19 protein-coding genes and 1 tRNA gene are annotated in these 22,462 nt (G+C 73.0%); 14 read left to right on the top strand and 6 right to left on the bottom strand.

What is annotated here, in order from left to right:
• Nucleotides 1–57: 57 nt before the first annotated feature.
• Both ACFV0T_RS28780 and ACFV0T_RS28775 read right to left on the bottom strand, forming a co-directional pair.
• Nucleotides 58–576 carry an FHA domain-containing protein gene (locus ACFV0T_RS28780; RefSeq protein WP_385785125.1) on the bottom strand — a complete coding sequence of 173 codons (519 nt, stop codon included), beginning with the start codon at nucleotides 574–576 and terminating at the stop codon, nucleotides 58–60.
• Between the two features lie 10 nt (nucleotides 577–586).
• Nucleotides 587–1,456: an FhaA domain-containing protein gene (locus tag ACFV0T_RS28775; RefSeq protein ID WP_385785123.1), complete on the bottom strand. Its 870-nt coding sequence runs from the start codon at nucleotides 1,454–1,456 to the stop codon at nucleotides 587–589.
• Between the two features lie 499 nt (nucleotides 1,457–1,955).
• Between ACFV0T_RS28775 and ACFV0T_RS28770 the strand changes: the two genes are divergently transcribed.
• From ACFV0T_RS28770 to ACFV0T_RS28755, 4 genes are all read left to right on the top strand, one after another.
• Nucleotides 1,956–2,042: transfer RNA gene (locus tag ACFV0T_RS28770), tRNA-Leu, on the top strand.
• A gap of 326 nt (nucleotides 2,043–2,368) precedes the next feature.
• Entirely contained in the window at nucleotides 2,369–3,811 is a 1,443-nt protein-coding gene (locus tag ACFV0T_RS28765) for a DUF2252 domain-containing protein (protein WP_385785120.1), read from the top strand.
• Nucleotides 3,812–4,033: 222 nt separating this feature from the next.
• The gene (locus ACFV0T_RS28760; protein WP_385785117.1) at nucleotides 4,034–4,831 is read left to right on the top strand and encodes a J domain-containing protein; all 798 of its coding nucleotides are present in this window, start codon (nucleotides 4,034–4,036) and stop codon (nucleotides 4,829–4,831) included.
• 59 nt (nucleotides 4,832–4,890) lie between these two features.
• Nucleotides 4,891–5,220: a rhodanese-like domain-containing protein gene (locus ACFV0T_RS28755; protein WP_385785167.1), complete on the top strand. Its 330-nt coding sequence runs from the start codon at nucleotides 4,891–4,893 to the stop codon at nucleotides 5,218–5,220.
• Between the two features lie 222 nt (nucleotides 5,221–5,442).
• On the opposite strand, the gene ACFV0T_RS28750 is transcribed toward ACFV0T_RS28755, so the two are convergent.
• Nucleotides 5,443–6,663, bottom strand: coding sequence for an acyl-CoA dehydrogenase family protein (locus ACFV0T_RS28750; RefSeq protein ID WP_385785114.1), 1,221 nt, complete (start codon nucleotides 6,661–6,663; stop codon nucleotides 5,443–5,445).
• Nucleotides 6,664–7,222: 559 nt separating this feature from the next.
• Between ACFV0T_RS28750 and ACFV0T_RS28745 the strand changes: the two genes are divergently transcribed.
• Genes ACFV0T_RS28745 through ACFV0T_RS28735 form a run of 3 tightly spaced genes read left to right on the top strand, consistent with a single transcriptional unit; the run spans nucleotide 7,223 to nucleotide 10,292 of the window.
• On the top strand, nucleotides 7,223–8,149 hold the full coding sequence (locus ACFV0T_RS28745) for a DUF5819 family protein (RefSeq protein WP_385785112.1): 927 nt from the start codon (nucleotides 7,223–7,225) through the stop codon (nucleotides 8,147–8,149).
• Nucleotides 8,146–9,492: an HTTM domain-containing protein gene (locus ACFV0T_RS28740; protein ID WP_385785110.1), complete on the top strand. Its 1,347-nt coding sequence runs from the start codon at nucleotides 8,146–8,148 to the stop codon at nucleotides 9,490–9,492. The genes ACFV0T_RS28745 and ACFV0T_RS28740 overlap by 4 nt, the downstream gene beginning before the upstream one ends.
• Nucleotides 9,489–10,292 (top strand): TrmH family RNA methyltransferase, encoded by an 804-nt coding sequence (locus ACFV0T_RS28735; protein ID WP_385785107.1) that lies wholly within the window; start codon nucleotides 9,489–9,491, stop codon nucleotides 10,290–10,292. Before ACFV0T_RS28740 ends, ACFV0T_RS28735 begins: the two co-directional genes overlap by 4 nt.
• A gap of 180 nt (nucleotides 10,293–10,472) precedes the next feature.
• On the opposite strand, the gene paaN is transcribed toward ACFV0T_RS28735, so the two are convergent.
• A complete protein-coding gene (paaN, locus tag ACFV0T_RS28730) occupies nucleotides 10,473–12,164 on the bottom strand; it encodes a phenylacetic acid degradation protein PaaN (protein WP_385785104.1) in 1,692 nt (563 codons plus the stop codon).
• Between the two features lie 160 nt (nucleotides 12,165–12,324).
• On the opposite strand from paaN, the gene ACFV0T_RS28725 reads away from it, so the two are divergent.
• Together ACFV0T_RS28725 and ACFV0T_RS28720 are read left to right on the top strand one after the other, a co-directional pair.
• Nucleotides 12,325–13,839, top strand: a complete 1,515-nt coding sequence (locus ACFV0T_RS28725; protein WP_385785102.1) for a 3-hydroxyacyl-CoA dehydrogenase — start codon at nucleotides 12,325–12,327, stop codon at nucleotides 13,837–13,839.
• Nucleotides 13,836–14,426, top strand: coding sequence for a TetR/AcrR family transcriptional regulator (locus ACFV0T_RS28720; protein ID WP_385785099.1), 591 nt, complete (start codon nucleotides 13,836–13,838; stop codon nucleotides 14,424–14,426). The genes ACFV0T_RS28725 and ACFV0T_RS28720 overlap by 4 nt, the downstream gene beginning before the upstream one ends.
• Before the next feature lies 1 nt (nucleotide 14,427).
• Here the strand turns inward: ACFV0T_RS28720 and ACFV0T_RS28715 are convergent, their stop codons facing one another.
• A complete protein-coding gene (locus ACFV0T_RS28715; protein ID WP_385785097.1) occupies nucleotides 14,428–14,961 on the bottom strand; it encodes an Lrp/AsnC family transcriptional regulator in 534 nt (177 codons plus the stop codon).
• A 175-nt stretch (nucleotides 14,962–15,136) separates the two neighbouring features.
• Between ACFV0T_RS28715 and pdhA the strand changes: the two genes are divergently transcribed.
• Genes pdhA through ACFV0T_RS28690 form a run of 5 tightly spaced genes read left to right on the top strand, consistent with a single transcriptional unit; the run spans nucleotide 15,137 to nucleotide 21,218 of the window.
• Nucleotides 15,137–16,282, top strand: coding sequence for a pyruvate dehydrogenase (acetyl-transferring) E1 component subunit alpha (pdhA, locus tag ACFV0T_RS28710; RefSeq protein ID WP_385785095.1), 1,146 nt, complete (start codon nucleotides 15,137–15,139; stop codon nucleotides 16,280–16,282).
• Entirely contained in the window at nucleotides 16,279–17,283 is a 1,005-nt protein-coding gene (locus ACFV0T_RS28705) for an alpha-ketoacid dehydrogenase subunit beta (RefSeq protein ID WP_385785092.1), read from the top strand. The genes pdhA and ACFV0T_RS28705 overlap by 4 nt, the downstream gene beginning before the upstream one ends.
• On the top strand, nucleotides 17,283–18,761 hold the full coding sequence (locus ACFV0T_RS28700) for a dihydrolipoamide acetyltransferase family protein (RefSeq protein ID WP_385785089.1): 1,479 nt from the start codon (nucleotides 17,283–17,285) through the stop codon (nucleotides 18,759–18,761). Before ACFV0T_RS28705 ends, ACFV0T_RS28700 begins: the two co-directional genes overlap by 1 nt.
• Nucleotides 18,762–18,786: 25 nt before the next feature.
• Entirely contained in the window at nucleotides 18,787–19,767 is a 981-nt protein-coding gene (locus ACFV0T_RS28695) for an NTP transferase domain-containing protein (RefSeq protein ID WP_385785086.1), read from the top strand.
• Complete coding sequence (locus ACFV0T_RS28690; protein WP_385785084.1) at nucleotides 19,764–21,218, top strand: molybdopterin molybdotransferase MoeA; 1,455 nt, start codon at nucleotides 19,764–19,766, stop codon at nucleotides 21,216–21,218. The genes ACFV0T_RS28695 and ACFV0T_RS28690 overlap by 4 nt, the downstream gene beginning before the upstream one ends.
• Before the next feature lie 21 nt (nucleotides 21,219–21,239).
• Here ACFV0T_RS28690 and ACFV0T_RS28685 read toward each other — a convergent pair whose 3' ends face one another.
• A complete protein-coding gene (locus tag ACFV0T_RS28685) occupies nucleotides 21,240–22,355 on the bottom strand; it encodes a potassium channel family protein (RefSeq protein WP_385785081.1) in 1,116 nt (371 codons plus the stop codon).
• Nucleotides 22,356–22,462 lie beyond the last annotated feature (107 nt).

Raw genomic sequence — 22,462 nt, 5'->3', positions numbered from 1 at the left:
CGGGGTGTGGACCGCCACCGCGTGCTCGCTCCGCTCGCGCCTATTCATGATGGAGTACTACTTCCGCAGCTCGATGACGGTCTTGCCGATGCGGATCGGCGCACCCGGCGCAATCGGCGTGGGGGTCGTCAGCCGGCTCCGGTCGAGGTACGTGCCGTTGGTCGAGCCCAGGTCCTCGACGATCCACTGGCCGTCCCGGTCCGGGTAGATCCTGGCATGGCGGCTGGAGGCGTAGTCGTCGTCCAGCACGATGGTGCTGTCGTGCGCCCGGCCCAGGGTGATGGTCTGGCCCTGCAACGCGACGGTGGTGCCAGTGAGAGTGCCTTCCGTCACGATCAGTTTGGTGGGGGCGTTACGGCGCTGGCGGCCACCGGCGGCCTGCTGGCGCTGCTGCGGAGGCGCCGCCGCCTGCCGGGCGGCCTGCTGCTGAGGCCGGGCGGCTTCGCGGCGCGCCCCGCGCTGCGTGACACGCGTACCGAACAGATCGCTGCGGATGACCTGCACGGCCACGATCACGAACAGCCACAGTACGGCCAGGAAACCCAGCCGCATGACCGTGAGGGTCAGCTCTGACATTGCCCCCGCTTCACCCTTCGGCTTGCCGGTAAATGATGGTGCTGCTGCCCACGACGATCCGCGAGCCGTCGCGGAGCGTAGCGCGGGTGGTGTGCTGTCCGTCCACCACGATGCCGTTGGTGGACCCGAGATCCTGGATCGTCGAGGGCGTTCCGGTCCGGATCTCACAGTGCCGGCGGGAGACGCCGGGGTCGTCGATCCGCACGTCGGCCTCGGTGCTGCGGCCCAGCACCAGGGTCGGGCGGGAGATCTGATGGCGCGCGCCGTTGATCTCGATCCAGTAACGGGTGCGCGCGCCCTGCGCCGGGCCGCCCGGGGCGGCGCCGGGGCGCTGGCCTGCGGGCTGCGCCGGCTGCGGATAGCCGTAGCCGGCGGGCCGGGGGCCGGCGCCGGGTGGCGGCGCGGACGGCATGGGGGGTGCGGCGGCCGCGCCGGGCTGCGGGTAGCCGTAGCCGCCCGGACGCCGGTCGCTCGCGGCCGACTGGTCGGGGGCCTGCTGCGCGCCGGTGGAGGCGAGCGTGCGGCTGCGGACCCGGTAGAGACCGGTGTCCAGGTCCTCGGCCTTCTCCAGGTTGACCTTGATGGGTCCCATGAAGGTGTAGCGCTGCTGCTTGGCGTAGTCGCGCACCATCCCGGCGAGCTCGTCGCCGAGCTGGCCGGAGTAGGGGCTGAGGCGCTCGAAGTCGGGCGTGCTCAGCTCCACGATGAAGTCGTTGGGGACGACCGTGCGGTCGCGGTTCCAGATCGTGGCGTTGTTGTCGCACTCGCGCTGGAGCGCGCCGGCGATCTCCACGGGCTGGACCTCGGACTTGAAGACCTTGGCGAAGGTGCCGTTGACCAGACCTTCGAGACGCTGCTCGAACTTCTTCAGGACTCCCATGGGGCACCTCCTCCGTCGTTACCGCTGTCTCGGTGTCTTGCCCGGTGCTGCTCGTACCGCTCGCGTTGCTCGTACTGCTTACTGATCGTATCCACGCGCCGCTCGATCGGCTGGTTCCCCCTGTCGGCTCGGTCGACCGTTGTCGACGCCTGCGAGCTTCCCTGCGGAACTTCCCTTCGAACTCCTCTTGCCCAGGATCGTAGAGGGGGCCGAAGACCAGTGTCCCGCACCCGGCTGTGGACCCCGACCTGCTCCTGGGGAGATGGGCCTGACCGGTACGAGGTTGATACGTGAACATGTACGTGTCGAGACGTGGGCGGGGCCGTTTCGGGCGGGCATCCGTCCTGGACCGGTCCGGGCACCGGTCGGGCGGGAGCCTCGCTGCTCAGCGCCTGCCCAGGGAAAAGGGATGTGAACGCACCCCCGACCGCGTGCTAATGTTCTGCGTGTCGGAAGGCGCCGCACCGCAAGGGAAACGGGGCCTGAGGACACACCCAATGCGCGGGTGGCGGAATAGGCAGACGCGCTGGATTCAGGTTCCAGTGCCCGCAAGGGCGTGGGGGTTCAACTCCCCCCTCGCGCACCAGACGAAACGGTCGGTACCGGTCACGGTACCGACCGTTTCGCTTTGCCCCGGTGCGGAGCGCTCGGTGGGCGGCCGCCGGGCGGCAGAGGCGCGCCCCGATCGGGCCGCTGGGTGTGAGCCATTTCTCATCGGTCGGCCGGGCGCGCTCACGGAGGCGGCCCGCTCCGCGCGGCCGTCCGCCGAGGGGCGTCCGCGGGTGGTTGTCCACAGCGTGGTGACTGATCCCGGGCGAGTTGTCCACAGGGTGTGACGCGTTTCGGCCACCGGCGGTACGGTCAGGACGCATTGATGTTCGTCGAGGTTCGTACACGGGGGAGGCGGTCGTCATGGCCGAGGTCGGCACGGGAGTCGCGGAGCCGAGGGAGTCGGCGCGGCCGGCCGCGGCCCGGCGGCTGCCCGGCGTGCGGGGCTTCGCCGAGTGGCCCGTCGAGGGCTCGCCCAAGGAGGAGGGGAAGGCGCTGCGGCGCCGGGTGCCGCGCGCGTCCCACGCCGAGCTCGACATCGACGCCTCCCGGCCCGACGCGGTCGCCGCGGTGGAGGAGTCCAACCAGGGCCGCATCAAGGAGCTCACGCCGATAAGGGTGGGCAGGATGGCGGCCACCCCCTTCGCGTTCCTGCGGGGTTCGGCGGGCCTCATGGCGTACGACCTGGCCCGCACGCCGATGACCCGGATCCGGGCCCAGATCTGCGGAGACGCGCACGCGGCCAACTTCGGTCTGTACGGCGACGCCCGCGGCGGCCTGGTCATCGACCTCAACGACTTCGACGAGACCGTGCACGGCCCCTGGGAGTGGGACCTCAAGCGGCTCGCCGCCTCGCTCGTGCTCGCGGGCCGGGAGGCCGGCGCCGACGAGGACACCTGCCTCAAGGCGGCCCGGGACACGGTGGGCGCCTACCGCCGCACCATGCGGCTGCTGGCCCGGCTGCCGGTGCTGGACGCGTGGAACGCCATCGCGGACGAGGAACTGGTCTCCCACACCGACGCCCACGACCTGCTCGGCACGCTGGAGCGGGTCTCCGAGAAGGCGCGGGCCAACACCAGCGGGCGCTTCGCGGCGAGGTCGACCACGCCGACCGAGGGCGGCGGCCGCCGCTTCGTCGACGCTCCGCCGGTGTTGCGGGGTGTCCCGGACGGCGAGGCCGAGTCGGTCGCCTCGGCCCTGGAGCACTATCTGGACACGCTCTCCGAGGACCGCCTGCCGCTGCTGGCCCGGCACTCGGTGCACGACGTCGCCTTCCGCATAGTCGGCACGGGCAGTGTGGGCACCCGCTCGTACGTGGTGCTGCTCCTGGACCACCGTGGCGAGCCCCTGGTCCTCCAGGTGAAGGAGGCGCGGGCGTCGGCGCTGGTCCCGCACCTGGTGAGCGCCGGGTTCGAGGTGCCGCCGGTCGAACACGAGGGCCGCCGGGTCGTGCGCGGCCAGAAGCGCATGCAGGTCGTCAGCGACATCCTGCTGGGCTGGACCTCGGTCGACGGCCGGCCTTTCCAGGTCCGGCAGTTCCGCAACCGCAAGGGCAGCGTCGACCCGGCCGCGCTCGCCGCCGACCAGGTCGACGACTACGGCCGGATGACCGGCGCACTGCTGGCCCGCGCCCACTCGCACAGTGCCGACCCGCGCCTGATCGCGGGCTACTGCGGCAAGAACGAGGAGCTGGACGAGGCGATCGGTGCGTTCGCCGTCGCCTACGCCGACCGCACGGAGGCGGACCACGCCGAACTGGCGGCGGCGGTGAGGTCGGGGCGGATCCCGGCGGAGACCGGTGTGTGAGGGGACAGCCGTACGACGCGGGTGTCGGACAGGCCGAGGGGTAGGTCGGCGGGCTGACCGGGGTCATTGATCCGCGGCCCGGTGGACGCGCCTGCGGCCCGGGGGCCTGACGCCCCGGCGCGCTGCTCGCGGCCCGCCGGGACCCCTGTGCTCGCAGGGTGTCCGCCCGCCGTCCCGCGTTCCTGGAGCCGCACCGGCCCGGCGGTGGCCTACGCTGTTCGGGTGACGACCCCGGAAGCTGAGCAGGCGCGACCCGAGGAGCGGCTGGAGCGGGCCGTGCGGGCCGCCGAGCAGGCGCTGATCGAGTACGAGATCGCGGTGGAGACCTTCCGTGTGGAGGTCGAGAACTTCTCGCGGCTCCACCACCAGAAACTCGGCCCGATGTATACCCGGCTCGACGAGCTGGAGGCGGAGATCGCGGAGGCCACGGCCGCCCGGACCGGCGATCCGCAGGACGTGCGCAGGGCGCAGGAGGCACGCGCCCGGGTGATGCCGATGCCGGGGGTCGAGGAGCTGTTCCACGGCTGGATGGACGGCGATGGTCTGTTCCCGGAGGCCGTGGCGATGCTCACGGACCAGCCGGTGCGGCCCCCGCAGCGGGTGCGCCCCAGCGACGAGGTCCGCAAGCTCTACCGCGAGCTGGCCCGCAAGGCGCACCCCGACCTGGCGCAGGCGGAGGACGAGCGGCAGCGGCGCGAGGAGTTCATCACCCGGGTCAACGCCGCCTACGCCCGCGGTGACGAGGGCCTGCTGCGGGAGTTGGCCGAGGAGTGGGCGGCCGGTCCCGCGCCCGCCGAGCGGGCCCCCAGCCCCAGCGAGGAGCTCTACGCCCGCCTCGAGTGGCTGGCCGAGCGCAAGGAGATGCTCGCGCATCTCGCGCGGGAGCTGGAGGAGAGCGCGATCGGCGAGATGCTCCGCCTCGCGCCGGACGACCCCGACGCCCTCCTGGAGGAGATCGCGGAGAAGCTCCTGGCCGACGTCGCCACGCGCGAGGCGGAGCTGGCCGCGCTGCAGGGATAGCCCCGGCTTCGTCGCGGGGGACTTCGGGTAGCGTCGGAGGCATGAGTTTCGGAGCTGGTGTGCCCACGGTCGAGGTCATGGACCTCAAGGACGGCGACTTCCTGCTGGACGTCCGCGAGGACGACGAGTGGCAGGCCGGCCACGCCGACGGGGCATTGCACATCCCCATGAGCGAGTTCGTGGCGCGCTACGGCGAACTGACCGAGGCCGCGCCGCAGGACGGCCGCGTCCATGTGATCTGCCGTTCCGGCGGGCGTTCGGCGCAGGTCACGATGTACCTGGTCCAGCAGGGTATCGACGCCGTGAACATCGACGGCGGCATGCAGGTGTGGGCGGCCGCGGGCCGGTCCGTCGTGACGGACGAGGGCCGACCCGGACACGTCGTCTAGGCGTGTCCCGAAAGTAGCGTCGTCGCCCGGAGGGCGGGGCCCGCGGCGTCCGGTGCGGTGCGTCGCGAGGCGGAGGGTCGTCCGCGCACCGGGCGTACGCGGACGACCCGACAACGCGGCGAGGCGCCGTGCCAGGCGTCGCGGGCCGGACGGGACTTTCGAAACACGCCCTGGCGGTCGGGGGCTCACCGGGGCAGTCGTCGGGGGCAGCGGTCAGGGGGCTCAGCCGAGCGGGTGGGCGGCCAGCAGGTCGCCCAGGGCCTCCTCGTGGGCTGCGGCGGGACCGAGTGAGAGCTCCAGGTGCTTGGCCCAGGCGTGGTAGCGGTGCAGCGGGTAGTCGACGTCGGCGCCGAAGCCGCCGTGCAGGTGCTGTGCTGTCTGCACGATCCGTCGTACGCCCTCTGCGGCCCAGATCTTGGCGACGGCGACGTCACCGGACGCGGGCAGCGCGCCCCGGGTCCCGGAGGCGATCCGCCAGGCGGCCTGCCACAGTGTGACCTCCATCGCACGCAGGTCGATGTAGCGGTCGGCGGCCTGCACGGCGACGGCCTGGAAGGTGGCCACGGGGAAGCCGAACTGTTCCCGTTCGCCGGTGTACTCGCTGGTCATCCGCAGTACGTTCTCGCCCAGTCCGAGCGCGAGCGCACAGGTCCCCGTGGTCAGCAGCAGGCGCAGCCACTCCCAGGCGCCGTCGGCGTCGATGACGTCGCGGGCCGCGACGCGTGCGGACTCCAGCCGTAGCTCGGCGAGCCGCTCGCCGGTGGTGGAGACCTGCTCGGCGAACACGACCGACGCGTGGCCGCGGGGAATCAGGGCGAGGACGGTGCGGTCGGCCCCGGCCGGTGTGGACAGGTGGGCGGGGACGGGGGCGGGTTCCGCCGTGTGGTCCACGGGTACGGGGGCGACCGGATAGTCGGCGGGGACGTGCGCGGGGACGAGCGTGTAGTCCGCGGTGTGCGCCCACGGCACCGCCGTCTGCACCCCGTCGAGGATCCACGCGTCACCGTCACGGCGGGCGGTCACGGCGAGTTCGGCCGGATCGTGACCTGTGCGGCCATGGGCGGCGACGGTCAGGACGACCTCGCCCCGCCCGGCCGCGCTGAGCAGGCCGGCCCTCCATTCCCGCCCGCCGTAGGCCTGCACGGCGGCCGCGGCCGCGCAGCTCTCCAGCAGGGGCACCCGGGCCAGTACCTTCGCCGACTCGCGCAACACCAGGCACAGCGCGACGGCGTCCAGTCCGGCCCCGCCGTACTCGGCGTCGAGCAGCAGGCTCAGCAGGTCCGCGTCGGCGAGCCTGGCCCACAGCGCCCGGTCGAAGTCGTCGGCGACGGCGGCGCCCCGGGTGAGGGCGGGGCTGGGCACCCCGTCGGGCGCGACCCCGGCGAACACCCCCCGTGCCGCCTCGGCCGCCGCCTGCTGCTCCTCGGTGAAGGTGAAGTCCATGGTCCTGTCCTCCCACGTTCCACGCGCACCCCGGCCACGGACCGGCCGACGGCCTGCTCTGACGGAGCGTCAAGATAGAACAGGTTCTAGAAGAAGGGAACGGTTCGCCCGGTGCGGAGCGCGGCGCCGGCCGATCGCCTGAGGCGCGCTCCGCCCTTTCGGCCCGCTCGGCCCGGCTCGGTCCCGCTCCGGCCCGGTCCCGCCCGGTCCGGCCCGATCGCTTGGTCGCCCGGGGTCCGGGCGTGGGGTGGTCGTCGTAAGGTGTCAGCCACTCCGGACACCGGGCGAGCGCCCGGGGGAGGAGCTCGGCGGCGCCCATGGTGAGATGGGACGCCTCCGGCACGGTCCGGCCGGCCGAGGGCCGGGGGCCGAGGGCCGAGGGCCGACGGCGAGCGACCGGCGGCCGGTGGCGGCGGTCGATGGCCGACGGTCGGGGCTGTGCCGGGCGCGCGGGCCTGAGTAACGTTCCCGTGCGACCCCCGTGGGGCGGTGCGCGCGGGCGGTACGGTGCCCCGCGGCCGGGGGCCGGAAGACGGACAGCATCGGGAAACGGGGCGGAATGGACGCGTACGGCGGAACTGACGCGGCCGGCGGGGGCGGGAACGCCCCGGCCGGGCCGGGCACCCCACCTGCGCAGGAGGCCGGGGTGGCCACGCAGGGGGCCGATGAGGCTCGCGCGGCGGGTACCGGACCCGAGCCGGAGACGTCGACCGAACCGGTCGGGCCCGACGTGTCAGGCGACTCTGACATGTCAGGCGAAAAGGATGCTTCGGACGGGCGGGGCGAGCCGGACGCACCGGACACCTCGTCGGGGCAGGGCGGCGTGACGTCCGAGCCCCGTACCGGCGTCGCCGCCCTCTCCCCCCGCTACCAGATCGGCGCCGCCCTCGCGCTCGCCGTCGTCGCGGTCGCCGTCTGCGTGCACATCGGCATGGTGTTCCTGCATGTCGCGCCGTCGAACACGATCACCAAGAAGCACGGCAAGGCGATCGAGGAGTGGATCTACCCCGAGTTCGAGCAGAACTGGAAGCTCTTCGCGCCCAACCCGCTCCAGCAGAACGTCGCGGTCCAGGTTCGCGCCGAGATCGAGACGTCGGACGGCGGGATCCGGACCACCGGTTGGTACGACCTGTCCGCCGAGGACGGCCGGGCCATCGACGGCAACCTGCTCCCCAGCCACGTCGACCAGAACGAGCTGCGCCGCTCGTGGGACTTCTTCGCGGCCACGCACGGCGCCGACAACCGGCCGGTGGGGATGCGCGGCGCTCTCTCCGAGACGTATCTGCGCCACATCGTGGTGCGGCGGCTGGCCGAGGACGGGGCGGCCGGAGCGGGCGACGACCTCGAACGCGTTCAGGTCCGCAGCAGCACCACCAACGTGAGTCCGCCCGAGTGGAGCGGTGAGCAGATCTCGCTGAAGCCGGTGTACCGGGTGCTGCCCTGGTGGACCGTCCCGGCGGCCGAGGCCGAGGGGGCCGCGAAGTGAACCGATTCTCCCTGTCGGTGTCCGGCGGCATCGCCCGCGTCACCGAGTCGGCACTGGGCCCGTACCAGACGGCCGTGATCCGTATCGGCTTCAGCGCGACCTGGCTGCTGTTCCTGTTGCGCGAGTTCCCCCACCGCCAGGAGATGTACGGCCCCGACGGCCCTTGGGACTGGGACCTCGCCCGGCAGCTGACCGGCCTCAACGGCGCCTTCACGACGCTGATGTGGACGGACGGCCAGGTCTGGTTCGAGATCGTCTACGCGCTCGCCCTGCTGTCGAGCGCGCTGCTCCTGCTGGGCTGGCGCACGCGTGCGATGTCCGTGCTCTTCATGGTCGGCGTGCTGTCGTTGCAGAACCGCAGCGTCTTCATGGGGGACGGCGGCGACAACGTCCTGCATCTGATGTCGTTCTACCTGGTGCTCACGCGCTGCGGCCAGGTGTGGTCCCTGGACGAGCGGCGCGCCCGGTCGGCGCGGGAGGCACGCGCGCGGGGCGAGCGGGTGACGGACCGGACCGGCCCGCTGCTGTGGGCGGTTCTCGGGGCTGTGCTGGTCGGGGTGACCGCCGCCGGGCGGCTCGACGGCGATCCGACCGTGCCGGTGCTGCTGTGGGTGGTGTGGCTGGCGTCGGCGCTGTGGTGGGCGGTGGGGCGGCGCACGAAATCCGCCGAGCCCCGGATACTGCTCGACGTCATCGCCAACATCGTGCACAACGGCGCCCTGTTGGTGATCATGACCGAGGCCTGTCTGATCTACGCGACGGCCGGCTGGTACAAGATCCAGGGCTCGCGCTGGCAGGACGGCACCGCGGTCTACTACCCGCTGCACCTGGACTACTTCTCGCCGTGGCCCGCGCTCGCCGACCTGATGTCGGTCAGCGGCACGATCATGATGGTCGTGACGTACGGAACCGTGATCGTGCAGGTCGCCTTCCCGTTCACGCTGTTCAACCGGCGGGTCAAGAACGTCCTGCTGGTCCTGATGATGACCGAGCACGCGGTGATCGCCGTGGTGCTCGGACTGCCGTTCTTCTCGCTGGCGATGATCGCCGCGGACTCGGTCTTCCTGCCGACGACGTTCCTGTGCCTGGTGGGCGGCTGGGCGGCACGCGCGCGGGGACGGCTGTTCCCCCGCCGTGGCCACTTCAGCGTGCCGGGCCAGCGCGACCGGCGCGGTGCCGCGAAGGGCGGGACCGACCAGAACGCAGAGAACGCCGAGAATCTCGAAAGCGGCGTGAACGGCCAGAACGGCCAGAACGGCCAGAACGGCCAGAACGGCCAGAACGGCGAGGACTCCAAGGGCCCGGAGAACCCCGAGCGCGCCCACGTAGGCTTCACGGCATGACCGACCCCGACCCCGTGAGCGCCGGTCCCGATCCCGTGGGTGCCGGGCCCGATCCCATGGGTGTCTGGCGCCGGATCGCCGGCACCGCCGTGCTGCTCGACGGCTTCCACGCCCTCAAGCACGCGGTGCGCTTCGGTGCCGAGGTGCCCGTGGCGGTCACCGCCGACCGGCGGGCGACGCTCGCGCTGGCCGCGGAGCTCGCCCCCGACGTACGGGAGGCGCTGGACGCGCTGCTGACCGAGGTCCCGGAGTCGACGTACGCGTCGCTCGTGCCCCGCCCGCATCCCACCGCCGTGGCCGCCCTGGCCGTACGGCCCTCCCGGGACGCGAACCTGCGGGCGCTGGCCGGTACGCCCCGCCGCGCGCCCGTGGTCGTCCTCGACGATCCGCGCAACCTGGGCAACGCGGGGGCCGTGATCCGGCTGGCCGCCGGTTTCGGGGCCACCGGTGTGGTCACCACCGGCACGCTCGATCCGTGGCATCCCACCGTCGTGCGCGGCGGGGCGGGGCTGCACTTCGCGACCGCCGTGGAGCGGCTGACCGTGGCCGAGCTGCCACCCGGTCCGCTGTTCGCCCTCGACCCGGAGGGCGAGGACATCCGGGGGCTGAAGCTGCCGGACGACGCGGTGCTCGCCTTCGGCTCGGAGCGCAGCGGGCTCTCCGCCGGTCTGCGCGCGCGGGCCGATCACCTGCTGGCGCTGCCGATGCGCCCCCAGGTCTCCAGCTACAACCTCGCGACCAGTGTGGCCATGACGCTGTACCACTGGAGCATCACCGGGGGCGCGAGCGGCGCCCGCTGAGCGGGCGTGCCCTTGTCGGTGCGGGCGGACGAGCCGCCCTTGACGCCGCCGGTCCTGTCCGCGGCGAGCGCGGCCGACCGGTCCCGGGACGAGCCCCGCCGCGGTCGCGACGGGGCTCCGGACGCCGGGGCCCAGGGCCTGTTTCGAACGTTCCGTCCGGCCCTCGACGCCTGGCACGCCCTAGGCGTCCCGGCGTACCTCCACCACCCGGAAGCGGTTCGCGACGAACGCGCCGTCGGTGAGCGCCGCGTTGGCCGCCGGGTTGCCGCCCGAGCCGTGGAAGTCGGAGAAGGCGGCCGTCTGGTTGACGTACACCCCGCCGGTGAGGTTCAGGGAGAGCTGGGCGGCCTCCTCCAGGCAGACCTCCTGGACGGCCTGCTCGACCTCTGCGTCGCTGGTGTAGGCGCCCACCGTCATCGCGCCCTTCTCGCGGATCGTGCGGCGCAGCAGCTCCACCGCGTCCGACGCCGAGTCGACGGCGACGGCGAAGGAGACGGGGCCGAAGCACTCGTTCATGTACGCGGCCTCGTCGTCCGGCTTGGCGCCGTCCAGCTTGACGATCACGGGGGTCCGCACGACCGCTTCGGGGAAGTCCGGGTTGCTGATCTGCCGTGAGGCGAGGGCGACTTCGCCCAGCCTCGCGGCCGCCTCCAGACGGGCCTTGACGTCCGGGTTGACGATGGCGCCGAGCAGGGCGTTGGCGCGCGCGTCGTCACCGAGGAGGCCGTCCACGGACCGGGCGAGGTCGGCGACCACCTCGTCGAAGGTCCGGGGGCCCTCGTCGGTGCGGATGCCGTCGCGGGGGATGAGCAGGTTCTGCGGGGTCGTGCACATCTGGCCGCTGTACAGCGACAGCGAGAAGGCCAGGTTGGAGAGCATCCCCTGGTAGTTGTCGGTGGACTCGACGAGGACCGTGTTGACGCCGGCCTTCTCCGTGTACACCTGCGCCTGGCGGGCGTTGGCCTCCAGCCAGTCGCCGAACGCCGTGGAGCCGGTGTAGTCGATGATCCGGATCTCGGGGCGGGTGGCCAGGGTCTTGGCGATGCCCTCGCCGGGCCGCTCGGCGGCCAGCGCCACCAGGTTCGGGTCGAAGCCCGCCTCGGTGAGCACCTGGCGCGCGACCTGCACGGTGCGCGCGAGCGGCAGCACCGCGCGCGGGTGGGGCTTGACCAGGACCGCGTTGCCGGTGGCCAGGGACGCGAACAGGCCCGGATAGCCGTTCCACGTCGGGAAGGTGTTGCAACCGATCATCAGGGCGATGCCGCGCGGGACGGGCGTGAACTGCTTGGTGAGCGCGAGCGGGTCGCGCTTGCCCTGCGGCTTCGTCCACTCCGCGGTGTCGGGGGTGCGGACCTGCTCCACGTACGCGTACGCCACCGCCTCCAGGCCGCGGTCCTGCGCGTGCGGGCCGCCCGCCTGGAGCGCCATCATGAAGGCCTGGCCGCTGGTGTGCATGACCGCGTGCGCGAACTCGTGCGTCCGGTCGCTGATCCGCTTGAGGATCTCCAGGCAGACCACGGCCCGCAGCTCCGCGCCCGCCTCCCGCCAGGCCCGCTGGCCGGCCTTCATGGCCGGCAGCAGGACGTCCACGTCGGCGTGCGGGTACGTCACGCCCAGCTCGACGCCGTACGGGGAGACCTCGCCGCCCACCCAGTCGTCCGTGCCGGGCTGACCCAGGTCGAGCCGGGTGTTCAGGACGGCGTCGAAGGCGGCCTTGCCCGCCGCCGCGTCCAGGCTGCCGTTCTCGCCGTAGGCCTTGGGATGCTCGGGGTGTGGGGACCAGTACGCGCGCGTGCGGATCGCCTCGAGCGCCTGGTCGAGGGTGGGCCGGTGACGGGCGAGCAACTCGTGGGCGGTCGATTCGGCGGCCATGCGGGACCAACTCCTCGTCTCAAGAACTCTTCGTCGAGCTCATGACCTGGGCAGAAACATGGGCAGGAACAGCCAGTCAGAGTTAGAGTAACCGAACGATCGGTCGGGACAAGGGGGTCCGCCGCATCTGTGGAAAACCCCGTGCGGGAGGATCGCGCACATGACAGCTATCGACCTCAACAGCCCCGTGGCAGTCGTCGGCGCCGGCACCATGGGCCAGGGCATCGCCCAGGTCGCGCTGGTCGCGGGCCACTCCGTACGGCTGTACGACGCCGCCCCCGGACGCGCCCAGGATGCGGCCGAAGCGATCGGTGCCCGCCTCGACCGGCTCGTCGAGAAGGAACGCCTCACCGCCGCCGACCGGGACGCGGCCCGCGCCCGGCTGCACCCCGCACACGAGCTCGCCGAGCTCGCCGACTGCGCGCTGGTCGTCGAGGCCGTCCTGGAGCGGCTGGACGTCAAACAGGAGCTGCTGCGCGACCTGGAGGGCATCGTCGGCGAGGACTGTCTGCTCGCCACCAACACCTCGTCGCTGTCGGTGACCGCCATCGGCGGCGCGCTGCGCAACCCCGGCCGCTTCGTCGGCCTGCACTTCTTCAACCCGGCGCCGCTGCTACCGCTGGTCGAGGTCGTCTCGGGGTTCGCCACCGACGTCACCTCGGCCACGCGCGCGTACGAGACGGCCCGCGCCTGGGGCAAGACGCCGGTCGCGTGCGCGGACACCCCCGGCTTCATCGTCAACCGCATCGCGCGGCCCTTCTACGCCGAGGCTTTCGCGGTCTACGAGGCCCAGGGCGCCGACCCCGCCACCATCGACGCGATCCTGCGCGAGTCGGGCGGCTTCCGGATGGGCGCGTTCGAGCTGACCGACCTGATCGGGCAGGACGTCAACGAGTCCGTCACGCACTCCGTGTGGCAGTCCTTCTTCCAGGACGTGCGCTTCACCCCGTCGCTCGCGCAGCGCCGGCTGGTCGAGTCGGGCCGGCTCGGCCGCAAGACCGGACAGGGCTGGTACGACCACCGGGACGGGGCCGAGCGCGCCGAGCCGCACACCGCGGAGAAGGCGCAGCCGCCCGCGTACGTGGTCGCCGAGGGCGACCTGGGTCCCGCGGCGGAGCTGCTCGCGCTGATCCGGGAAGCGGGCATCCAGGTCCGCGAGGAGGAAGAGGACCACGGCACCCGCCTGGTGCTGCCCGGCGGCGGCCAGCTGGCGCTCGCCGACGGCCAGACCTCCGTGGAGTTCCGGGACGTCGTCTACTTCGATCTCGCCCTCGACTACCGCCGGGCCACCCGCATCGCCCTGTCGGCCTCCCAGGACACCGCCCCGGCGACCCTCGCCGAGGCCACCGGCCTCTTCCAGGCGCTCGGCAAGGACGTCAGCGTCATCGGCGACGTGCCCGGCATGATCGTCGCCCGCACGGTGGCCCGGATCGTCGACCTGGCGCACGACGCCGTGGGCAAGGGCGTGGCCACCGAGGAGGACGTCGACACCGCGATGCGTCTCGGGGTCAACTACCCGCTCGGGCCCTTCGAATGGAGCCGCAGGCTCGGCCGCACCTGGGCGCACTCCCTCCTCGACGACCTGCACCTGCGTGACCCCTGCGGCCGCTACGCGCCGTCCCTCGCGCTCTACCGCCACGCGTACGCCACCGACAAGCGGGAGGGCACCCCATGACCACCGCCAAGCGCGACACGTACACGCCGCAGACGCTGCTGTCCGTCGCGGTCCGGGTCTTCAACGAGCGTGGCTACGACGGCACGTCCATGGAGCACCTGTCCAAGGCGGCCGGCATCTCGAAGTCGTCGATCTACCACCACGTCACCGGCAAGGAGGAACTGCTGCGGCGGGCCGTGAGCCGGGCGCTGGACGAGCTCTTCGGGATCCTCGACGAGGAGCACGCGCGCGTGGGGCGGTCCGTCGAGCGCCTGGAGTACGTCGTACGGCGCATGGTCGAGGTGCTGATAACCGACCTGCCCTACGTGACGCTGCTGCTGCGGGTGCGCGGCAACACCGGCACCGAGCGGTGGGCCCTGGAGCGCCGCCGCGACTTCGACCACCGGGTCGCCGACCTGCTGCGGGCGGCGGCCGCCGACGGTGACGTGCGCGCCGACGTGGAGGTGCGGCTCGCGACCCGGCTGGTCTTCGGGATGATCAACTCGGTCGTGGAGTGGTACCGGCCGGGGGGCGGGGCGACAGCCGAGGCCGATGTGGCCGACGCCGTGGTGCGGCTGGTCTTCGGAGGTCTGCGCCGGGGCGAGTGAGTCACCCCTGAGGCTCCAGGTCCTCCTCCTCGAACACCAGCAGCGTGCGCGTGCTGAGCACCTCGGGGATCGCCTGGAGCCGGGTGAGCACCACTTCGCGCAGCGCTCTGTTGTCGGGCATGTGCACCAGCAGCAGGACGTCGAAGTCGCCGCCCACCAGAGCGATGTGGGAGGCGCCGGGCAGCTGTCGGAGCTGCTCGCGCACGGTGCGCCAGGAGTTCTGCACGATCTTCAACGTGATGTACGCGGACGTGCCCTGGCCTGCGCGTTCGTGGTCCACGCGGGCCCCGAAGCCACGGATGACACCGTCCTCGACGAGGCGGTTGATCCGGGCGTAGGCGTTCGCGCGCGAGACGTGCACCCGCTCGGCGACCGACCGTATCGACGCGCGGCCGTCGGCCTGGAGTATCTGCAGGATGTCCTGATCGATGGCGTCCAGCGGACGAGGGGGTGCCGGGGCGGCGCCGCCGTCGGGACGAGGGGGCGACGGGGCGGTGCCGCCGTCCGGGCGCTCGGCCATTTGTTCAGGTGGCATGTCCCCCCGCCTCTCCCTCATGGACGTACTGCGTACATCTCAGGTTGTGGAGAACCGTTTGTCCACAGCCTGAGGGCGCATGTAGCCAAAATGTGCCGACGACCGAACAATCGGTAGGTGAGACGGGTCACATCCGACCCGGCTCCCGTAGCCACTCCCACGAGGAGGTGCCGTCATGACGGTGATGGAGCAGCGGGACGGGTACCGGCCGACGCCGCCGCCCGCCTGGCAGCCCCGGACCGACCCCGCGCCGCTGCTGCCCGACGCGGAGCCGCACCGCGTGCTCGGCACGCCGGCCGCCGCGAAGGTCGACCCGGAGCTGCTGCGGCGGCTGTACACGCAGGTGGTGCGCGGTCGCCGCTACAACGCGCAGGCCACCGCCCTCACCAAGCAGGGCCGCCTCGCCGTCTACCCCTCCACCACGGGGCAGGAGGCGAGCGAGGTCGCCGCCGCCCTGGTCCTGGAGGAGCGCGACTGGCTCTTCCCCAGCTACCGCGACACGCTCGCCGTCGTCGCCCGGGGCGTGGACCCGGTCCAGGCGCTCACCCTGCTGCGCGGCGACCGGCACACCGGCTACGACCCCTACGAGCACCGCGTCGCGCCCCTGAGCACTCCCCTCGCCACCCAGCTCCCGCACGCCGTCGGCCTCGCGCACGCCGCCCGCCTCAAGGGTGACGACGTGGTCGCGCTCGCCATGGTCGGCGACGGCGGAACCAGCGAGGGCGACTTCCACGAGGCGCTGAACTTCGCCGCCGTCTGGCAGGCCCCGGTCGTCTTCCTCGTCCAGAACAACGGCTTCGCGATCTCCGTCCCGCTCGCCAAGCAGACCGCCGCGCCCTCCCTGGCCCACAAGGCCGTCGGGTACGGGATGCCGGGCCGCCTGGTCGACGGCAACGACGCGGCCGCGGTGCACGAGGTCCTCGGCGACGCCGTACGGCAGGCGCGCGCGGGCGGCGGTCCCACGCTCGTCGAGGCGATCACCTATCGCATCGACGCCCACACCAACGCCGACGACGCGACCCGCTACCGCGGCGCCGACGAGGTCGAGGCCTGGCGGGCGCACGACCCGGTGGAACTGCTGGAGCGTGAGCTGACCGAGCGCGGCCTGCTCGACGAGGACGGCATCCTGGCCGCGCGCGAGGACGCCGAGGCGATGGCCGCCGACCTGCGCGAACGCATGAACCAGGACCCGGTGCTCGACCCCATGGACCTGTTCGCCCACGTGTACGCCGAGCCCACCCCGCAACTGCGCGAGCAGCGCGCCCTGCTGCGCGCCGAGCTGGAGGCCGAGCACGACGACCAGGAAGGCACCCTCCGATGACCACGGTCGCCGTCAAGCCGGCCACCATGGCGCAGGCCCTCAACCGAGCCCTGCGCGACGCCATGACCGCCGACCCCGCGGTGCATGTCATGGGCGAGGACGTCGGCACCCTCGGCGGTGTCTTCCGCGTCACCGACGGGCTCGCGGCGGAGTTCGGCGAGGACCGCTGCACGGACACCCCGCTGGCCGAGGCGGGCATCCTCGGCACCGCCGTCGGCATGGCGATGTACGGGCTGCGTCCGGTCGTCGAGATGCAGTTCGACGCCTTCGCCTATCCGGCGTTCGAGCAGCTCATCAGCCATGTCGCCCGCATGCGGAACCGCACGGGCGGCGCGATGCCGCTGCCGATCACCGTCCGCGTCCCCTACGGCGGCGGCATCGGCGGCGTCGAGCACCACAGCGACTCCTCCGAGGCGTACTACATGGCGACTCCGGGGCTCCATGTCGTCACGCCCGCGACGGTCGCCGACGCCTACGGGCTGCTGCGCGCGTCCATCGCCTCCGACGACCCGGTGATCTTCCTCGAACCCAAGCGTCTGTACTGGTCCAAGGACTCCTGGAGCCCCGACGACCCGCAGACCGTCGAGCCGATCGGCCGCGCGGTGGTGCGGCGCCCGGGCCGCAGCGCCACGCTCATCACCTACGGCCCGTCGGTGCCCGTCTGCCTCGAAGCCGCCGAGGCGGCCCGGGCCGAGGGCTGGGACCTGGAAGTCGTCGACCTGCGGTCCCTGGTGCCGTTCGACGACGAGACGGTCTGCGCCTCGGTGCGCCGGACCGGACGCGCGGTCGTCGTGCACGAGTCGGGCGGGTTCGGCGGCCCCGGCGGGGAGATCGCGGCCCGGGTCACGGAGCGCTGCTTCCACCACCTGGAGGCGCCGGTGCTGCGTGTCGCCGGGTTCGACATCCCGTACCCGGCGCCGATGCTGGAGCGCCACCACCTGCCCGGTGTGGACCGGATCCTGGACGCCGTGGCGCGTCTTCAGTGGGAGGCGGACAACTGATGGCACAGGTGCTGGAGTTCAAGCTTCCCGACCTCGGCGAGGGACTCACCGAGGCGGAGATCGTGCGCTGGCTGGTGCAGGTCGGTGACGTGGTCGCCATCGACCAGCCGGTCGTCGAGGTCGAGACGGCCAAGGCGATGGTCGAGGTGCCCTGCCCCTACGGCGGTGTGGTCACCGCCCGCTTCGGCGAGGAGGGCGCGGAACTGCCTGTCGGGGCGCCGCTGCTGACGGTCGCGGTAGGCGAACCGGCCACCGACGGCGACGACACGGGCTCGGGCTCGGGCAACGTGCTGGTCGGATACGGGACGGGGGCGGCTCCGGCACGACGCCGCAGGGTGCGCCCCTCGACCGGGCCGGTGCCCTCTTCGGGGCCCGCTGCTTCCGGGGGCACGGCCACCTCCGGGCGCCCGGTTTCCGAGCCCGCGGCTCCCAAGCGCGTGAACGTGTCCGCCGTCAACGCATCCGCCGTGAACGCATCCGCCGTGAACACGTCGGCCGCGGTCGGCTCGGCCGCTGTCGCGCCGGCCGGCGCCGTGGCGATCGTCGACGGGCCTGTTCCCGTCATCTCGCCGCTCGTGCGCCGGCTCGCGCGGGAGAACGGGCTGGATCTGCGGAAGCTGACCGGATCCGGCCCCGAGGGGCTGATCCTGCGGGCGGACGTCGAGTACGCGCTGCAAGCCGCCCCCGGGCAGCGACGGCCGGCCGAGTCCGATGCCGAGGCGCGGCACGCGCACGTGGCACCGACCACGGCCCCCGAACCGGCCGTCCCCGCGGCCCTCTCCACCTCCGGCGGCACCCGGATCCCGCTCAAGGGCATCCGTGGCGCCGTCGCCGACAAGCTGTCCCGCAGCCGACGGGAGATCCCGGACGCGACCTGCTGGGTCGACGCCGACGCGACGGAGCTGATGCGGGCACGGACCGCCATGAACGCGGCGGGCGGCCCGAAGATCTCCCTCATCGCGCTGCTGGCCCGCATCTGTGCCGCGGCCCTCGCGCGATTCCCGGAGCTCAACTCCACCGTCGACATGGACGCCAGGGAGATCGTCCGGCTCGACCATGTGCACCTCGGCTTCGCCGCGCAGACCGAACGCGGGCTGGTCGTTCCCGTCGTCCGGGACGCGCACACACGCGACGCGGAGGGACTGACCGCGGAGTTCGCGCGGCTGACCGAGGCGGCCCGGACCGGAACGCTGACCCCCGGGGACCTCACCGGCGGGACGTTCACGCTGAACAACTACGGGGTGTTCGGCGTCGACGGCTCCACGCCGATCGTCAACCACCCCGAGGCGGCCATGCTCGGAGTCGGCCGCATCATCCCCAAGCCCTGGGTGCACGAGGGCGAGTTGGCCGTGCGGCAGGTCGTCCAGCTGTCGCTCACCTTCGACCACCGGGTGTGCGACGGCGGCACGGCGGGCGGTTTCCTCCGGTACGTGGCGGACTGCGTGGAACAGCCGGCGGTACTGCTGCGTTCCCTGTGATCGCGGCGGCGCGCATACTCGGTGCGTGACCGACTACGAGCCCTCCGGCGCCCCGGGCACCCCCGGCGACGGCACGGCGTACGACGCCGTCGTACTCGCCGGCGGTGGCGCCCGGCGGCTCGGCGGCGCGGACAAGCCCGGTGTGCGCGTGGGCGGGCGGGCGCTGCTCGACCGGGTGCTCGGCGCCTGCGCCGACGCCCGGACGACCGTCGTCGTGGCCGCCCCCCGCTCCACCGCCCGGCCCGTGCTGTGGGCGCGCGAGGACCCGCCCGGCGCGGGACCCGTCGCCGCGCTCGACGCCGGGCTCGCACGCACCACGGCGGACCACGTCGTGGTGCTCTCCGCCGACCTGCCGTTCCTCGCGTCGGGGACGGTACGGCGGCTGTTGAGCGCCCTGCGCTCCTGCGGCGCGGACGGCGCGCTGCTCACCGACGCCGACGGCCGCGACCAGCCTCTGGTGGCGGCCTATCGAGCCGGGGCCCTGCGCCACGGCCTGACCGCGCTCACCGACGGCCACGGCGGCCTCGCCGGGCTGCCGCTGCGCCGGCTGACCGCCGGCCTCGAACTCACCCGTGTCCCGGACCCCGTCGCCTCCTTCGACTGCGACACCTGGGACGACATCGCCACCGCCAGGGCACGCATCAGGGAGCATGGGCACGTGTTGGACGAATGGATTTCCGCAGTCAAGGCCGAGTTGGGCATCGACCTCGACGTCGACACCCACCTGCTGCTCGATGTCGCCCGGGACGCCGCCCACGGCGTGGCGCGGCCCGCGGCACCGTTGACCACCTTCCTCGTCGGCTACGCGGCCGCACAGGCCCGGGGCGGACCCGAGGCCGTGGCGGAGGCCGCCCGCAAGGCGGCCGCCCTCGCGCTGCGCTGGGCCCAGGAGGACGCCGCCGAGACCCAGCCCGCCGAGGCTCAGGCCACCGAGGCCACCGAGGGCGCCGAGACCAAGCCCGCCGACCCGGCCACGGGACCCGGGACCCGTCCGGACGCCGGATGAGCGCCGGTGGCACCCGTGCCGGTCGGGGCGCCGGGAGCGGCCAGGCCGCCGAGGACCTCGACGTCGAGGAGGTGCTCGCCCTCGTGAACGAGAACAAGAGCCCCGCCCCGGGCGCCCCGGTCCCCGCCACCGCCCCGAAGGCGGACGAGGAGCGCCACGGCACCTCCCGCGCACCGGACACGCGTCACCCCACCGGCCCTTCGACCCGCCAGCACAAGGCCACCCCCTGGCCCGAGGCGCGCACGATCGCCGAACGCGCCGGCCGGATCCGGGGCCCCGCGGGAGCCGGCCGGAGCGGTACCGGGCCCACCCGCCGCACCCCCGTCTCCGTGTCCCTCGACCAGGCACTCGGCCTCGTCCTGGCCGCCCCGCTCACCGCCCTCACCGACCTTCCCTCCTTCGACACCTCGGCGATGGACGGCTGGGCGGTCGCGGGACCCGGCCCCTGGGACGTACGGGACGAGGGTGTTCTCGCGGGACACGCGGAGCCCAGTTCCCTCGCCGACGGCGAGGCCGTCCGGATCGCCACCGGTGCCCGTGTCCCGTCGGACACGACCGCGGTGCTGCGCAGCGAGCACGGCCGCACGGACGACAAGGCCCGGCTGCACGCCACCCGCGAGATCGCGCACGGACAGGACATCCGTCCGCGCGGCCAGGAGTGCCGCAGCGGTGACCAGCTGCTCCCGGTCGGCACCCTGGTGACCCCGGCCGTGCTCGGACTGGCCTCGGCCGCCGGGTACGACACGCTCACCGCGGTCCCCCGGCCCCGGGTCGTGGTTCTCGTCCTCGGCGACGAACTGCTCACCGAGGGCCTGCCGCGCGACGGTCTGATCCGCGACGCGCTGGGCCCGATGCTGCCCTCCTGGCTGCGTGCCCTGGGTGCCGAGGTGATCGCCGTCCGCCGCCTCGGCGACGACGCGAAGGCCCTGTACAAGGCGGTCACGACGTCCGACGCGGACCTGATCGTCACCACCGGCGGTACCGCCGGGGGACCCGTCGACCATGTCCACCCCACGCTCGGCCGGATCGGCGCCGACCTTCTGGTCGACGGCGTCAAGGTGCGCCCGGGGCACCCCATGCTGCTGGCCCGCACCAAGGAGGACCAGCACCTCGTCGGCCTGCCCGGCAACCCCCTCGCGGCCGTCTCCGGCCTGCTCACCCTCGCCGAGCCCCTGCTGCGCACGCTCGCCGCCCGCCCCGCCCCGGAGCCGTACGTCCTGCCGCTCCAGGAGGAGGTCCCCGGGCATCCGTACGACACCCGGCTCATCCCCGTCGTACTGCGCGGTGACCGCGCCCTGCCGCTGCACTACGACGGACCGGCCATGCTGCGGGGCATCGCCATGGCCGACGCCCTCGCGGTCGTACCGCCGGGCGGTGTGCGGCCGGGTCAGGAGACGGACCTGCTCGACCTGCCGTGGGCGACCGCCGGCATCGGGGTGTGTTTCACGTGAAACATCCCCCGCGCGGTCCCGTCAGGACTCGGCGCCGGGCACGGCCCGGCTCACCGCGATGACCCGGTCCCCCGCGCGCAGGTTCGACAGCCGGGGATCGGTGTAGTCCAGCAGCTGCCCGTCCCGGACGATGGCGACGACCAGGTCCCCGCACTCGCGCGGCGCGTGGCCCACCTCGTCGGCCGCGACCGGGCGCTCGTTGAGGTCCAGGCCGCTGCCGCGGGTCATGAGGTCCTCCAGGGTCCGGGCCGCCGACGGGCTCACCATGGACACCCCCAGGAGCCGGCCCGCGGAGCTGGAACTCGTGATGACGGTGTCCGCTCCGCTCTGCTTGAGCAGGGGCACGTTCTCGTCCTCCCGGGCGGCGGCGACGATCGTGGCGCGCCGGTTCAGCTGCCGTGCGGTGAGGGTGACCAGGGCGGCCGTGTCGTCCCGCTGCGGGGCGACGATCACCCGCGAGGCGTTCTGGGTCTCGGCCTTGAGGAGGGTCTCGGAGCGGGTGGCGTCGCCGGTCACGGAGACCAGTCCGTTGTCGCCCGCCAGCTCCGCTGCCTTGCGCTGGGCGTCCACGACGACGATCCGGTCCTTGGCGATGCCCTGGCCGACCAGTGTCTCCACGGCGTGACGGCCCTTGGTCCCGTACCCGATGACCACCACGTGGTCCCGGATCCGGCCGCGCCACCGGTGGATGCGGACCTGTTGGCGGGTGCGCTCGGTGAGGACTTCGAGGGTGGTTCCGACCAGGATGATCAGGAACACCACGCGCAGGGGCGTGATGACCAGGATGTTGATGAGCCGGGCCCCGTCGCTGACGGGGGTGATGTCGCCGTAGCCGGTGGTGGAGAGCGTGACCGTGGCGTAGTACGCGGCGTCGAGGAGGTCGAGGGAACCATCGGCGCTGTCGCGGTAGCCGTCGTGGTCGGCGTAGACGATCAGCGTGGTGGCGGCCAGCACCAGCAGGGCCAGCGCCAGCCGCCGCAGCACCTGTTGCAGCGGAGGCGTGGCGGTCTGGGTCGGCATGGCGATGGCCCGGCCCGCCTCGGCGTCGTCGCGGGCCTCGGTGCGGGTCCGGTACCAGACGGAGCGCAGCAGGGAGAACCTGCGGGCCTTGTGCGGCGGTTGTCCTTTGTCGTTCATCGCGTGCCCCCTGTGGCGGTGATCCGGACAGTCGGCACCATGGCTGATCCGGACAGTCGGCACCATGGCTGATCCGGACAGTCGGCACCATGGTTGCTGACGCGGGC

Origin of the sequence: Streptomyces sp. NPDC059582, from assembly GCF_042735715.1 — a bacterium.
Lineage (GTDB): Bacteria > Actinomycetota > Actinomycetes > Streptomycetales > Streptomycetaceae > Streptomyces.
This window is presented reverse-complemented; position numbering and strand designations above follow the sequence as displayed.